Origin of the sequence: Microcoleus sp. K5-D4 (assembly GCF_036704575.1) — a bacterium.
Taxonomy (GTDB): domain Bacteria; phylum Cyanobacteriota; class Cyanobacteriia; order Cyanobacteriales; family Microcoleaceae; genus Microcoleus.
In genome coordinates this window covers 74533-89853 of the sequence record NZ_JAUBSD010000006.1, presented here as the reverse complement: position 1 = coordinate 89853, position 15321 = coordinate 74533, and the positions used below count along the sequence as shown (strand labels likewise).

Below are 15321 nucleotides of genomic sequence, written 5' to 3'. Positions count from 1 at the left end.
TAGATTTTAGATTTTAGATTGAATCCACAGATGAATCCAGGGGGTTTTTGTCAGGATGCTACGCTTTTTCAAGTCTCCACGGATAAATCCGGGGGCCCCTGACCAAAATGCTTGACTGTCATGATATTGAAGACACGGAGGAGAGGGGCTGTAGCGGGCCTATTTGCGATATCTGTTCGGCGAGCCAGCTTTCAAAGAGTTCGTTAATCAAGTGCAGCCGCATTGATTCATCGAGCTGGGCCGGCATGAACTTTTCTAGTCGAATAATTACCATCCATTCTGCCAGAGGACGCGGCGTCCAGAGTTGATTTGGCTGGCTGACGGACAAAAGTTTGCTGATTGCCGGGTGGGGCTGGCTGAGGGGTACTGGGCCCAACAAGCCGCCTGACTTGGACTCGGGCCCTTCGGAATAGTCGCGGGCCACTTCAGCAAAGGTTTGTTCCCCTTCCAGGATGCGAAAGTAAAGTTCGTTTGCCAGTGCTGGATTTTTGGTGCGTACCAGGGAATAGACTACGTGGTCTAGGCTGGCTTTGCGGGTTAAAAAATAATTATCTACTTTAGGTCTCCAAGTGGCTTGCTTAAATTTTTCGATCAGCAAGGGCCTAACGGCCATCTCTTGAAGTTCTTCTTCCGTCATATTTTGGCCGCGCAGCCAAGCTTCTTTGGCTTCCGGGGCTGTCAGTTGGTGTTGTGCCAGAAAGTTCTCGACGGCGGATTGGCGTTCTTCGTCGCTGCAACTAAAGGATGCGATCGCTTGGTCTACTATTACACCGCGCAAGAATTGCGGCATTAACTGATACCGCTTCAGGAGCGATGGCATATCCTGAGCTTGCAGTAATTTATCGCCTATTTGAAAAAGTCCTGTCATTTTTTTATCTCCAACTGACTTGCGCTTCCCCTTTTAATTTAGCTGTGGCAGGAAAAGAGCGACAACCACTAACCCCTCGATTCCCCGATGATAGCAGACCGTCAGTGGGCTAGCGCTATTGCTGTCTATTTCTTGACGCTCTGCCTAGCGAGGGGTTCCCCGCGGGTCTCATAATGGTAACGGGATGCGAGAGTGGGAGAGTGGGAAAATCTTTACTTCTGCCATCTTCCTTCTTCCCTCAACATCCATCCGTTAAATCCCGTACACTCCTTAGTTGCTGAACTTCCTTCTTCCTTCACTCTGGGAATAGTCTTTCAAAGAGTGTTCCCAGTTTGGTCGAGCAAGCACGACTGTCGAGATATTTGGGGTTTGCCGCCATTTTTTGCTGGATTCGCTTGCGGTACTGCTGGCGCAGTTCTGGGTTGGTTCCCAGTGTTGTACTCAGCTCTAAATAAGAGTTCTCGCTGTTTGCTACCAGTTCCGGAAGTAGCAGTTCTTCGAGCAGGGCGGCTGATTGTCGCGATCGAGTTGTTTGCCCTTTTCTTACAACTACAGGCAACCCCACCAACAGCGCTTCTGCCGCATAGCAGGCACTGCTGTATGGATAGCAGTCTAAATATATATCAGCCAATTCCAGACATTTTATGTAATCTGCGCGAGATGGCAGCGCTTTAATCACAACTAAGCGCTTTTTGTCAACCCCAAATTCGGCAAAGAGCGATCGAATTTGGTTGTAAAAAGGCACCGTCGGATAGTTTTCTGAGCGGGAACTAAAGGGATACAAAACTAAAATAGAATTTGGTACGGCAGCAATAATTTTTGCCCAAGTTTCTCTCAATTCTGGGATAATTGTAAAAGCTTGAGCGCCGGACATGAACACTACAGATTCGTCGGTGGCTCCCCAACTGCTGCGAGTCGGTTCAACTGTGGCAGGTGCCGAGCCTACAGTATAGCTTAAACAAACTCCCGACCCTTCTAAACTAATTAATTTTTCGCGATACTCTGCTGCTGCACCTGCGGGCAATGCCAAATCTCCGGCAATGAAATAATCGATATTTCGGGCGCCCGTGGTGGCGGGGGTTGATGCACCGGTAGCTATTTGCACTCGCGCTAGTCGGTGCAGGCACAGCAGCGCGCTTGGTTGAGAAGTGTTGGTAGTATTGGTGCAGATTAGCAGAATATCTAAATCGTGCGATCGCATTTCTCGGACTTGATTGGGCAAATCTTCTGACAGTTGCACCAGTTTGTCGGCGCAATTTTCGCAATATTTCCCCAGTCGCTCGTCTTGTACCTGGAAATAGTACACGATAATTTCAAATTTGCTTCTGTCTAAATATTCAAAACTCGGAATTGCAGCACGAGTCTCGCATTCATCACTAATTTTATCAAGCAAAAAGCCAACTCGGATTTTAGTTTTTTCTGGTTCTTTGGGAGGAAAATTCCATTCTATTTGACAGCCGATATTTTTCAAATAAAATTCCAGAATATCAGCTCGATGACTCAATACATTAAGCTGATTTGCTTCGCTCAAATACAAAGCTTGGAAGCTAACTGTTTTCGCAATAAAAGCCGCCAAATAACGCCACACTTCTGAATCGGGAAAACTGGCGATATTAGCAGCGACATACTTGATTAACTGCTGGAAATATTCAGAGTACCTTTCAATTTCCCAGTTTTGTTTAAAATAACCGGGAGACTGAAATATAAATTTCAAAAAGTCCTCAAAAAACCACTGGGGAATTGCTGCATTTTTATACTCAAGTGGCAACTGATAAGCGTCGCGGTACAGCATCGCTGCGAGGAGATATTGCATCTTCTCGGCAATTTCCCCTACTTCAGCAAGTTTGGAGGATAACTGCTGGAAAAAACTTTGTTCTTGCTCAGTTAAAGTTTCATTTTTTAGGGCGCTATTTAGGAGCAATTTATGAGCTTTGCCCATGTCTTTCAAGTAAAAATTTTCTAATTTTCTCGCTGGCAAATTCAGCCAATATTCAGCTAGCTGTTGGCGGTATTGGCGCAGCACGAGAAGAGGCTGTTTTGAGGGGAATTTATTGTATTGCTCAAGCATTGCTGACAATTCCGATAAACTCGGCTGGGTTCTCAATGCCAACTTTTGGCGGATTTTCTGTTGGATTTGTTGATCCAGGAAACTGTAATCAGGACTATTTAGTAGTTTTTTGTAAAATCTGACTACATCTTTATGATTTTCCCCAGCCGCGAAGTTTTTCCAAGTTTGTTGTTCGGGATGAATCCGCAGTGACGACAGTTTTTCGTCTACAAATCCGATATGATAGTTCCCCATGATTCGCCACCACATATCTAAGTCTACATACTGAGATAATCCCGAATCAAATAATCCTATTTCTTCAAAGACTCTGGCGGCAATTAAGACTGTACTAGGTTCGCCAATTTTGTTTATGGGGTTGCTCAAGCAGTTAGTATCTGCCAGTAATTCTTTTCCGGGCTGAATAGATTTTAAATTCGACCAACTTTTATGCAAATCTTTAATTGATTGGGAAGCTTTCCGCAAAATCGGGTTAGATTCATTTTCAGCTATGGTGATGCCGCGCGGGGAGAAAACCATACCTATTTCTGGGTTTTGTTGGGCGACGGCGACCATTTTTTCAATACATTCGGGTGCGAGCAAGTCGTCTTGAAACAAAAACTTAATGTATTGACCTTTTGCTTGGGATATGCAAAAGTTCCAGTTTTGTGATAAGCCGTAGTTGCGGTGCAGTACAATGCGGAAATCGACTGAGGTTTGTGATTGGAATGATTGGGCGATCGCAACTGTTTCGTCTGTGGAGCCGTCATCGGATATAATCAGCTCTATGTTAGGGTATGTTTGGGCCAAAGCACTTTGAATCGCTTCGCCAATAAATGCCGCTCCGTTGTATGTCGGAATACAAATACTAACTAAAGGTCGTGCATTTTTTACTGTCGCCCCCTGAGAGGACTTTTTCCGTATTCCGCCCTCCAAGCTTTTGAAATTATCTGTAATTTCGGCAATATATTCGAGACGGTTTTGAATTTTTATCCCGACACCTTGCGGATTCAGTAAAGTCTTAATTTCCTCAGCAGCTCTTCTTCCAACTTGCTGAGCTTCCCGGTAATTGTTGAAGACATGACGCATTAAGTCAGCAGCGTGTTCGACATCCGCTTGGGCCCAAACATTGCCTTTTTTGTAAGGGCCGCAATCTTTCTCAATTGGGATTAACTTATACTTGACTAAATAGCTATTGCCCACATTCATAAATTCTGTATTTGATGAATAGCCTGTGGCAATTACGGGTTTGCCGTAAAACATGGCTTCAGCCATTGTTAAGCCAAATCCTTCGCAGCGGTGCAGGGATACATAACAGTCGCAATTGTAGAGCAAACCATTAAGTTTATTTTTGGACAAATACCCGTCTAGATGTTTGATATTGGAATTATTTTCTATGGCTGAGTTTAAGGATGCTTGAGCCTCTGGGAATTTGTTTGAATTAGAAGATTTGATAACCAACAAGAGGCTGTCATTTTCGCCAAAAGCTTGTTGAAATGCTTGAATTGTCGCTAAAGTATTTTTGCGCTCAATGCGGCTAGAAAAGTCGAAGGCAAACAAGAAAATAAATTTATTTTTCGGTAAATTCAGTGCTTCTCTGTTCAGGGAAGGTGCGGGGAGAGCAATACTGGGCATGATTTTGATAACGGGAATTGGCGAGACTGCGGAAATTGCCTCGGCGCAATAGTTGCTGTAAGTCCATATTTCCTGAAAGTGATTAAATGCTGGCTGCCATTCTGGGGGAAATGCGGGAAGTTCCCAAGCCCAAAAGCCGATGTTGTATTTTTTGTCAAAATAACTGGAACCTATATGTTTGATAAAGGTTGCAACTTCATCTGCGTTGACTTGAATTAAGTTTACGGGATAGGGATTATCTTGGCTAAAATTTTGATAGGTGGTGTCTTTTTTGCGGTGGGGACTGCGGGTAAAATTGTTGATGGCGAAGGGAATCCCGGCGGCTTCTGCAGCCCTGATATTTGCTCGGACACCTTCTCCTATGCCAAATTCGCCGTTGATGTAGCCGGCGATGTTGATGCCGATGTTTGGGTGCGGATTTTTTACTATGATATTTTGAGATAGCTCGGGCGATTCCCCGCAGGATAGCTTCGGTTTAGGCACTTCGGGGTAGAAATCACTTTCTAGCAAAATCGGGGAACTTTCAGCGGGTAATTGCGCTTCTGGTGAAATTGTCTTGGCAACAAATTCTCGCAAGTGTTCCTCTGATGAAAAGTCCTTGAAAGTCTTCGAGTTTTCCATCAGGATCAGGGATAGCCACGAGGTATTGAGCGAGCATAAAGTGTTAACAAAATCTCGGTGAATTTGAGACTTTAAATCGGGAGTTAAATTTGAGTGCCAGCTTACACTCATCAGTTCTTGGGCTAAACTGGAATAAGGCTGGGGAAAATTTTCTTCGTGGTTGTTGGGCAACACTCGATAAGCAAATAAATTTTCGGGAACTTTGGCAAATTCGCCCAATAACATCAGTTCCATCAAGAGAATAACATCACTGCCGTATTTGCCTGACATTAAATTAGTTTTTTTCAACGCATCTGCACGCATCAGCCCGTAAATGGCGTCGTACCAATTAAGTTTATATGTAAGTCTGCGAATTCGCTCGGGAATATCTTTGCCCACTGTTTCTAGCAAATCGTTGTATTCAAGATTTTTCGGAAATCCCAATTCATCAATAAACTGAATTTCACTAAAACAGAGTACCGCATTTGGGTGCGATTGTAACTGTGCTAAACATTTGCTAACATAACTAGGAGCCCACAAATCGTCGTGGGCCGCCCACATGAAGTATTCGCCAGTAGATAGTTTAAATACTTGGTTAAAATTAGAGATGGCGCCGATATTGGTAGAGTTGCGAAAATAGCGAATTTTATGGTTTTTGGCTGCATATTCCTGACAGATTTCTGGTGTAGAGTCTGTAGAGGCGTTGTCGGAAATTAACAGCTCAAAATTCGGGTAATCTTGGGCTAACAGCGAATCTAGTGCTTGACAAAGATAGCGATCGCCATTGTATACTGGCATCGCAATGCTAACCTTCGGCTGGTTGTCTGTCGGCATGGGTGGCTCTGTTTTATTTTACGATAAACAAATCAGGAATTTTAGAGAAAGTGATCGATCGCGTCAACCACGACCTCTTGAAGCTGCTACCGCCGGATGCTAAAGTCATTGTCGAAATTGGCTGCGGTACGGGTTCGACGGGCGAACAGTACAAGCTGATCAATCCCCATTGTCAGTATATTGGCATTGAATGCGATCGAGAAAAAGCTAAAATTGCAGTCGATCGGCTAAACTGGGTGACGGTAGCCGATATTGAAGAAATTGCCCTCGAAAGTCTCGAAATCGCTCCAGGAACCGTCGATTGCTTAATTTTTGGCGACTTGCTACCCTATCTCAAAAACCCTTGGGAAGTGCTCAAGCAGTACAGTGGTTTGCTGAATCCAGAGGGGCAAATTCTCGCCAGAATCCCTAATGTTCAATACTGGCGGCGAATTGTCAATCTGTTGCGGGGACAGTGGGAGAATCCCGACAACAAGATGCAGCACTGGTTTACCCTAGAAAGTATTAAATCACTATTTGCTCAAGCCGGATTGCAGGTTTATGAATTTCAAGGGAAGGGACACAAAACCGAAAATTTTGTCCACTTTCAGGAATTACTGCATCCAATGGTCAAGGCTTTAGAGCTCACATCGAGCAGCTTTGCTACGGAAACAGGTGCTGAACATTATATCGTGCGATCAACCAAATCGACCGTACCTGCGCGCAGGCTGCTGATTCAGACTATCATTATGGCTCCTACAGGGTGCGATCGCGTGCGAGTTTTGGAACCGGACAAATTTAGCGCCACAATTCCCGGTGTCCGCACCGTATCCGGCGTGAAAACAGCAGGCTTAATTCCCCCTTTGCCGGAAGAAGAAAAAGTTTTCATCTGGCAGCGGACAATCATGCAATATCCTGCCTATATTCCCCAACTCAAAGAACTGTTGCAACAAGGCTATTTAATAGTAGCTGAAATTGACGACAATCCCATCCGCCGCCGCGAATATGCAGATAATAATTACCTCAGCTATCGCGGCTGTCACTGCGTGCAAACTTCTACCGAACCCCTCGCAAAAATTTTGCGCCAATACAATCCAAATGTGGCTGTATTTCCCAATCACTTAGCTTATCTACCTCCGCCGCGAATTTATCAGACAGAAGATACAGTCACAATTTTTTTTGGTGCACTCAACCGCGAAAAAGATTGGCAGCCGATTATGGCAGCACTCAATCGAGTTTTATTCGCACACAAGCACCGGATTCGAGTTAAAGTAATCCACGACAGAAAATTTTTTGAATCCTTGAAAATACAGCAAAAAGAATTTGAACCATTTTGCAGTTACGAACGGTATCAAGAAATTATGTATAGTTGCGATATAGCTTTGCTGCCGCTTGTTTCCAACCCGGTTAACGAAACGAAATCCGACTTAAAATTTATTGAATGTGCAGCGCGGGGAGTAGCGGTGCTGGCAAGTCCCACCGTGTACGAACATTCGATTGTCGAAGGTAAAACAGGATTGATTTATAGATATGAAAAAGAGTTTGAAACTAAACTAAACTCGCTGATTTCAGACACTTCTCGGCGTCGGGAAATAGCCGCGAATGCTTACGAATGGGTGCGCGACAACCGCTTGCTGTGCGGGCACTACCGGCAGCGGCGAGATTGGTACTTACAGATGCGAGACGAGTTGCCACGTTTAAATGCTGAGTTGCGCGATCGCCTGCCGGAGTTATTTGGTGACTAAGTGCGGTAAGATTTATAGGCTATTGTGCGATCTTACTGTTTTATTGTTTAATTTCTAATTGTTACTCCACACCAATGCGAATTCTATTCACTATTGCTCACTTTTACAATCCCAGCGGCGAGGGGAAACACGCTTCCCAGCGAAATGATCCGCAACCGCGACTGAATGCTTTAACCGCTTGCGTGACAGCGCTGCAAGCTTTGTACGGCAAATCTCAGTCCATGATTGACATTAGCGAATGTGCAACTATCCCAGCAAATCAATCTCAACAGCACGAAATTGACATTGTTATTTGCACTACTCAAGGTTATCATCTGTTGCCTCAACTGCCCGTGCAGCCCAGATGTTTTATGCACCACGCTACCAAATGCGAACCGCTGCTTTTAGGGTTTGAGTGTCAAGCAGTTTTGCGAGCGTGTCTAGACAAATACGATTATTTCTGTTATTTGGAAGATGATTTAGTTCTGCACGACCCGTGGTTTTTTAGTAAATTAAAGTGGTTTACGCATCACGGGGGAAATGGGAATTTGCTGCAACCTAATCGCTATGAAATAGCGCCTAAAGGCGCGGTTTTTAAAGCATATGTTGATGGTGATTTAGCCGACTCAGCGACTTCTCCGTTTCAAAATGTAGAGGAGCAGCGACAGTTAATGGGAAAAATCATGGAACAAACAGTCGCTTTTGAGCGAGCGTTGAATCCTCATTCCGGCTGCTATTTTTTGAATGCGGAACAGATGGCACACTGGGCTAAGCAGTCTCATTTTTTGGATAGGGATACTAGCTTTATCGGCCCGCTGGAAAGTGCGGCAACTTTAGGAATTATGCGGACTTTTAGAGTTTACAAATCAACTCCTGCTTATGCTAATTTTTTGGAGGTTCAACATTTTGGCACGAGTTTTCTGAACTTGATTGGTAATAAGGTGAGGGTGCCGGAAGCAGGATAAGTTAAGATATTTAGGTAAGCTGCAATACTTGAGAGGTAGCATGACCCCGGCAACCGAAAAGATTGTCCTTCCCTCTCCCTTCCCCGACCACACTCAACTGCCAGAGGAAGATGGCACTTTTGTGAAGAATTTTCAGGAGCATCCCCAGAGTATTATTTTGACTGATTCGATTGGGTCGGTGTTGCAAGAGCTTCATCCCGATGGGCAATATGCTATAGGGCAAGACTGTGGCATCTACTGGCGAGAAACTGACCCGCTTGAAAAGGGAGCAGAAGCTCCAGACTGGTTCTACGTGCCGAATGTGCCACCAACACTAGGAAATCAGATTCGTCGCTCTTACGTGCTGTGGCGGGAATTCATGGCTCCGATGATTGCTTTGGAGTTCGCATCAGGAGATGGTTCAGAAGAGCGGGACACAACCCCACTATCGTACTCGGAAGTTGGAGCGGCGCAAAGACCTGGGAAGTTTTGGGTATATGAGCGGATCATGCGGATTCCGTTTTATGGCATCTATGAGATCAATAGTGGCAGACTGGAGGTTTACAACCTGAACAACGGGTTTTACCAGCAGTTGCTTCCGAACGATCGCGGTCATTATCCGATCGCGCCAATGGGCGTAGAATTAGGACTGTGGGAAGGCAGTTATCAAAACCAGACAATGCTGTGGCTGCGGTGGTGGGATAGTGAGGGCAATTTGCTGCTGACAGGTACAGAACGAGCTTCCTTAGCAGAGCAGGCTTTGAGTGCAGAAGCCCAAGCGCGGCGGGATGCCATCCCTCGGTTGTTGGCAATGGGATTGAATACAGAGCAAGTGGCAGAAGCACTCGGTTTATCAGTAGAGGAAGTTAGGCAGCATTCACAATCTTAAGGTTGGTTTTTATTAATAAGAAGTCAAAACATCGCCGATTTTAACTGTGCCGCTGTTGATAATTTTGGCTAAAACTCCAGTTTGTGCGTGACCGAATTCCTTTTGGAGTAAACTGAGTAGGGAAATATCCCGATCGCCTGTTTCGGGATTCACTTCTATATTGACACAGCGACCGATTCGTGCTGTAACTTCTATGCGCGCCGTGCCTAATTGAAACTGTTTTCCGATCAACTCAAATTCTGACCAAGCTGCCATACCTTCTAGCACAATGTTCGGGCGAAATCGGCCCACGTCAATGTTTTGAAGAGCGATTTCTGTTAATTGGTCTAATGTGGCTTGACTGAGTAAAGAGATGTGTACGGGTTCTCGATCGGGATAGCGAGTTTCGCCGCTGGTGTCGCCCACTAATTGCAAAGGTGCAAACTGCGGGTGTCTCGCTTCTTTTGTGGGTTCAATAGCCGCCAGATATTCGGTGAAAAAAGCGCCGATGCGATCGCGCCCCGCTGCTGTGTTCGTTTCTGCGGATAACACTTCAACTCCTTGACGCTTGACTGTTAAAAGCGTCGTTTCCGGTTGATAATCGCATTCCAAAGCTGCTAACAGAGGCCAATCATTTTGAACTGCAAAATGTTTTTTGCTCATCCAAGGCACATTATCTGCGGGCATCTTTGCAGCTTCAATATTATCTGCAAACATGAGGGCAAAAGCTCGATCGCCCTTAATTCCGTGTCCCGCTGTTAAAGCAAACTCCGACATTTCTTGCGGCGTCAGCCCTTTAATTGGATAAATAAATAACTGTTTTATTGTTGCAGATATCATGAATTTTAGGAAGTTACTACACTTTTAAATCTCAATCTTATCCCCCCTTACTAAGGGGCGCTAGGGGGGTAGAAGCTATTTCACAAACCCTTAATCAAATTGCTATAAAAACCGGATTAAGCTAGCAATTCATAGCGACGGATATCTGGAGGCCCAACGGCTAAACCGTCTAATTTCTGCACGGCGTCTTGAATGTGAGTTGAACCGAGGTGTAGTTCGAGCAAATCTGCACTTTCCCACTCTTCAACGAAAGTAAAATCTGTGGGATCGGCTTGATTTTGCAGGAGCTCGTATTTGATGCAGCCTTTTTCTTTGCGAGTGGGTTCCATAATGCTCAGCAGCAGAGATTTAAGTTCTGCTACTTTTTCAGGAAAGGCAGCGAGGCGGGCAACTACTCGCAAGGTTGTTTTGGACATAGGACACAAAAGTCACAGATAGGACGATCGAATTTACCGATTTTTACTTAGCAAACTCAGCAAAACACGATTTCACTTAAAATAACCTAAAGAGGCCGATCGGTCAACGGCACTAAAATTAGTCCATGACGCCCTCATAGCTCAGAAATCCCCTTTCTTCCCAAATTCTTCGTTAGCAACCGCAGAGCGTTGTATAAACCCGGTTTATTGATATATTTTGGTCAATACCGGAGAAACTCAATCTTTGGGATAAAATCGCTTGTTTTCTGTAGAATATTCCCAGGCGATGGCCTCCGGGTCTTTTTCGCGACTCCACTGAGCAAACTCCGGCTTAAGTTTCCACTTGCCGATCGTAGTTGCGTGAACTTTGAATCTGCGGGAGAGTTCCGTTTGGGTAAAAGAGATTTTGGGCTTTTGAGGAGTCTTGGTTTGAGTAATGGGGAATAAATTTGGTTTTTTATCTTGTGCTTTTTCCCGATTTATGGGAGGCTCTTGAACAGCTATTGCCGCATTAAGTGTTTCGCTTGGAGTGACAGGTGGAGCTATTTGAAAATAGTACAAAATTCCGCCTTGTTCTGTCACTTCAAAATCCGCTGCAAACTCAGAGGCTCGTTCGTCGAGATACTCTTGAACCTTTTCTCCGGGGAGTTTTGCATTCATCGCCAAATCCAAAGCCGTAACTCGCCCTTGATTTTCCTTGATTAACTTGTAGAAAACCGAGTCTAAATGAGCGAGTTTGTGTTTTTGTTGCTGCTGGTAGAGCCTCCAAGCCCAAGCAATGCCCGCTGTGGTGGCGATCGCCCAAAACATCGTTCCCGACTCGAAACTGGCAACCGCCGTCAAGGAAATAGGCAAAAGCAGGGTAAGATATCCCCAAATGCTTCCCTTCTTTAGGTTATTGCTGTTTTTGACCATAGTTCCTAAACAGGTACGTAGTTTAGCTTAGTAGAGCGTGTCTGAATGCCGGAAAAGTTTTTCGACAGTCGATATATCGGCTAATCGCTGACGCACTCTACGACAAAATCCCAGAATCTACTTTTTTTGCAACCGAGGGTTCATGTACTTTTTTCGCAAACAGATTGCCATCCTGCTGATAGTTGTTGCTTGCTGTACGCTGACGATTAGTTGCAGCGATAGCCGAGCTGTCCAGTGTACTAAATTTACTGAAATTGTCAACAAAGGCAACGCTCTCATTGATGTTGATAAAGACAGCAACGATGCTGCAACGACCGACAATTTAGCTAAAAATTTGAACCTGATAGCGAATGAACTTGAAGATCTGCGAATCACAGATCCAACCCTCAAAGAAATTCAGCAGCCATCGGTTAAATCCTTCCAGGAAATTAGTCAAGCACTCGGCGACATAAGCAAAAGCCTTCAGGCTGGAAATCTCGCTTCTACAAGTATAGAAGGTCGAGAGCAAATCCAAACCGCTCAAGCAGATATCATTAGAGCCGGCCAACAGGCGAATCAAGCAGCCGCAAATCAAGACGCTTTGACTAGCAAACTGATTAATTATTGTAAGGGCGATCGCTAAAGGCTAATAATTTTGAGTTATGAGATGGCCACGCGAACTCCAACAACCCACGGGGGGTGAATGAATTGGAGGAATGCGTCGCCTTCACCTACTATCTACCCCTTTGCAATTACCTAATTTAGTGATGAATTTCTAGATTCAAAATATAGCGACCGAGTTGTACTTTCTCCGACCACAACTCGTATTCTAACCGCAGGTGATCCGGTTCCGGCTTTCCTGTCAGCGTCAAGTTGCGAGTGAAGTTACGGAGTCGCAACTGTTCGGGAGTCGCCAGCGATTCGCCCTGAAGCCAATAACGGCTCAGCCCGTACATTCCTCGTTCCCAGCAGTGGCGGTAACTGTATTTGCCGTTTCCTTGCATCGTCATAATGACTCGATAGGGCGAAACTTCTAGCCAGAGCAACCGGGGTTTTGTAGTTGGGGGTAAGATTGTAACTTGCTCGGCAGATTTGTCGGAACCGTCGGAAAATTCGCGATCGATTATTGCTGGTTCGTGCAACAACAAGTGAAAACGCTCCCGGTCTTTTTGATAAAGCGTAGCAGCGGTTTCAACAACTGACCACAAAGGTAAATCTGTGGATACCAGGGATAAACTTACAGGCTTGCGGTGATGGGTCAGCATAAATAAAAGTTTAGGAGTTGTTGTGGATCGGGCAGTTTGAGATTTGAGATTTTAGACTTTAGACTTTAGATTGGCTGGGTTCCAAATTCCGGAGCTTTTGCTTAACAAAATGAAAAATCTACAACTCGCAATCGAAAATCTAAAATTGTTTAGTCACAATTCAATCATCTGGTCGATAACTCAGAGCTGGAAATGAAATCTAAGCAGATACACGGATAATATTGGTGAAATTAATGTAAAATCCGTGCCGTTGCGTCCGTACTCCCGTGTCATCGAGAACTGACAGCGGAGTCTCCGGGCGAGTTTTATCAGCTTTTAAGTTAACCGGACACATTGGGAAAAAACCCGCAGGCCGTACAAAAGACGACTGACTTAGGGCTGGGAAAAAGGTAGGATAGCTAACGCCATCCAATCCTAGTTTATCTCAATGCAAGCTGACATTATAACTACTACGCTTCTTGACAAAAGCCAAACTTTAAGCATTCAAAAACCTGCTTCGGGCTTATCACTGGTGGGGAGGATTAGAGTTCCGGGCGATAAGTCGATTTCTCACCGAGCTTTGATGTTGGGTGCGATCGCCCAAGGTGAAACTACTATTGAGGGACTACTCCTAGGGGAAGACCCCCGCAGCACGGCTAAATGTTTCTCGCTCCTGGGAGCCAAAGTTTCTGAACTCAACGCGGAACGGGTGACAGTCAGGGGCGTCGGAATTGGCGAGTTAGAGGAGCCTGTAGAAGTCTTGGACGCTGGCAATTCCGGCACGACGATGCGGCTGATGTTGGGAATTTTAGCTTCTCATCCGGGGCGTTTTTATGCGGTAACGGGTGACAGTTCTCTGCGATCGCGCCCGATGTCGCGCGTCATTAAACCGCTGCAACAAATGGGAGCGCAAATTTGGGGCCGAAAAAGTAATTCTTTAGCTCCCTTAGCGATACTCGGACAGCAGTTAAAACCGATTCACTACCATTCTCCGATCGCCTCGGCTCAAGTTAAATCTTGCATTTTGCTCGCCGGTTTGATGGCAAGCGGAGAAACTACAGTCACAGAACCCGCTCTGTCGCGGGATCACAGCGAGCGGATGCTGCGAGCGTTTGGAGCCCAATTGAGCGTCGATCCAGAAACTTGTAGCGTGACAGTCACTGGGCCGACACAACTGCAAGGGCAGAATGTGATTGTACCGGGAGATATTAGTTCGGCGGCATTTTGGCTAGTTGCTGGGGCGATCGTCCCGGGTTCGGAGCTCGTAGTCGAAAATGTCGGCGTCAACCCAACTCGTACAGGCATTTTGGAAGCTTTGGAAATGATGGGGGCCGACATTGAACTGCAAAATCAGCGAGAGGCGGCCGGGGAACCGGTAGCGGATATTTTGGTTCGCAGTTCCGGCCAATTGCGGGGATGCACCATTGCGGGCGACTTAATTCCCCGACTGATTGACGAAATCCCGATTTTGGCAGTAGCGGCGATCTTTGCGTCGGGTACTACAATAATTCGAGATGCGGCCGAGTTGCGGGTCAAAGAGAGCGATCGGCTAGCCGTGACTGCTGCAGAACTCAACCGCATGGGAGCCCAAATTTCCGAGTTACCCGACGGTTTAGAAATTACCGGGGGAACTCCTTTGACCGGCGCGGATGTTGACAGCTACACCGACCACAGAATAGCGATGAGTTTGGCGATCGCAGCCCTCAACGCCACAGGTATTACTAACATTCACCGGGCAGAAGCTGCTGCTATTTCCTACCCCGACTTTACCGCCACTTTACAACAAGTTTGCCATCCAAATTGAGAGCGGGAGAGTTGGAGAGACGGAGAGGGAGGAGAGGGAGGAGTGGAGATTAGGAAGGAGATGGGAGAGTGGGAAAAACCCTCTTTCTTCCTTTTTCCTGACATCCGTTACATCCGTCGATCGAATCCGTTGCCGAACTTCCCTCTTCCTTCAACATCTCTTTAAGAATCTTTACCTACAACTTGTTCTTTTAAAGAATCAATTTCCGTTAACAACTCTTGGCGGTTAGAAGCCTTGAGCAGATAGCGGTAAACAAACCAACCCGTATATCCCATGCCAATCAACTCAAAAATTGGAGCTACCAAAGGGACATCATTAAGAGCACCTAAAACTCCCAGCATTACCTTAATACTAATACCGCCTGCCAGGATTAAACCAACTGTTATGAGGGGCTTTTGGTAGTCAGCAAAAAAATTGGATAGATAGGCTGGAAGTTCCGACAAAATTGTAATAACTTGGTCTTTAATATCTTGGAACTGGCTGGCCGTTGTTTCTGTGGTTGTCACTGTAGTCATGACCCCCGGTTTGTCCTCAACCAGATCTACTGTCACGACTTCAGTGATTGTTTGTGTCTCGTCCGAAAAGTTAGCTTGTGTCATTGAATACTTCCTCCGTTGTCAGGTAAAA

Annotated in this window: 12 protein-coding genes; 5 read left to right on the top strand and 7 right to left on the bottom strand. The window is 45.6% G+C overall.

Going from position 1 to position 15321, the window contains the following annotated elements; all coding sequences use genetic code 11:
- Window positions 1-118 precede the first annotated feature (118 nt).
- Window positions 119-868, bottom strand: a complete 750-nt coding sequence (locus QUA77_RS03785; RefSeq protein WP_333034840.1) for a peptidylprolyl isomerase — start codon at window positions 866-868, stop codon at window positions 119-121.
- Between the two features lie 295 nt (window positions 869-1163).
- Complete coding sequence (locus QUA77_RS03780; RefSeq protein WP_333449300.1) at window positions 1164-5981, bottom strand: glycosyltransferase; 4818 nt, start codon at window positions 5979-5981, stop codon at window positions 1164-1166.
- Window positions 5982-6031: 50 nt separating this feature from the next.
- Here QUA77_RS03780 and QUA77_RS03775 point away from each other — a divergent pair, with 50 nt between their 5' ends.
- The 3 genes from QUA77_RS03775 to QUA77_RS03765 all read left to right on the top strand — a co-directional run bounded on the left by QUA77_RS03775 (window position 6032) and on the right by QUA77_RS03765 (window position 9517).
- The gene (locus tag QUA77_RS03775) at window positions 6032-7705 is read left to right on the top strand and encodes a methyltransferase domain-containing protein (RefSeq protein WP_333449299.1); all 1674 of its coding nucleotides are present in this window, start codon (window positions 6032-6034) and stop codon (window positions 7703-7705) included.
- A gap of 74 nt (window positions 7706-7779) precedes the next feature.
- Entirely contained in the window at window positions 7780-8649 is an 870-nt protein-coding gene (locus QUA77_RS03770) for a calcium-binding protein (RefSeq protein WP_333449298.1), read from the top strand.
- Between the two features lie 40 nt (window positions 8650-8689).
- Window positions 8690-9517, top strand: a complete 828-nt coding sequence (locus QUA77_RS03765) for a Uma2 family endonuclease (protein ID WP_333449297.1) — start codon at window positions 8690-8692, stop codon at window positions 9515-9517.
- Window positions 9518-9529: 12 nt separating this feature from the next.
- Here the strand turns inward: QUA77_RS03765 and QUA77_RS03760 are convergent, their stop codons facing one another.
- The 3 genes from QUA77_RS03760 to QUA77_RS03750 all read right to left on the bottom strand — a co-directional run bounded on the left by QUA77_RS03760 (window position 9530) and on the right by QUA77_RS03750 (window position 11667).
- A complete protein-coding gene (locus tag QUA77_RS03760) occupies window positions 9530-10336 on the bottom strand; it encodes an MOSC domain-containing protein (RefSeq protein WP_333449296.1) in 807 nt (268 codons plus the stop codon).
- 116 nt (window positions 10337-10452) lie between these two features.
- Complete coding sequence (locus QUA77_RS03755; RefSeq protein ID WP_333181891.1) at window positions 10453-10752, bottom strand: putative quinol monooxygenase; 300 nt, start codon at window positions 10750-10752, stop codon at window positions 10453-10455.
- 237 nt (window positions 10753-10989) lie between these two features.
- Window positions 10990-11667, bottom strand: coding sequence for a hypothetical protein (locus QUA77_RS03750; RefSeq protein WP_333449295.1), 678 nt, complete (start codon window positions 11665-11667; stop codon window positions 10990-10992).
- A gap of 142 nt (window positions 11668-11809) precedes the next feature.
- On the opposite strand from QUA77_RS03750, the gene QUA77_RS03745 reads away from it, so the two are divergent.
- Window positions 11810-12289 carry a hypothetical protein gene (locus tag QUA77_RS03745; protein WP_333327756.1) on the top strand — a complete coding sequence of 160 codons (480 nt, stop codon included), beginning with the start codon at window positions 11810-11812 and terminating at the stop codon, window positions 12287-12289.
- Between the two features lie 118 nt (window positions 12290-12407).
- Here QUA77_RS03745 and QUA77_RS03740 read toward each other — a convergent pair whose 3' ends face one another.
- Window positions 12408-12911: a hypothetical protein gene (locus QUA77_RS03740; protein ID WP_333034823.1), complete on the bottom strand. Its 504-nt coding sequence runs from the start codon at window positions 12909-12911 to the stop codon at window positions 12408-12410.
- Between the two features lie 427 nt (window positions 12912-13338).
- On the opposite strand from QUA77_RS03740, the gene aroA reads away from it, so the two are divergent.
- Entirely contained in the window at window positions 13339-14694 is a 1356-nt protein-coding gene (aroA, locus tag QUA77_RS03735; protein WP_333034821.1) for a 3-phosphoshikimate 1-carboxyvinyltransferase, read from the top strand.
- 161 nt (window positions 14695-14855) lie between these two features.
- On the opposite strand, the gene QUA77_RS03730 is transcribed toward aroA, so the two are convergent.
- Complete coding sequence (locus tag QUA77_RS03730) at window positions 14856-15293, bottom strand: CAAD domain-containing protein (protein WP_333034820.1); 438 nt, start codon at window positions 15291-15293, stop codon at window positions 14856-14858.
- Between the last annotated feature and the right edge of the window lie 28 nt (window positions 15294-15321).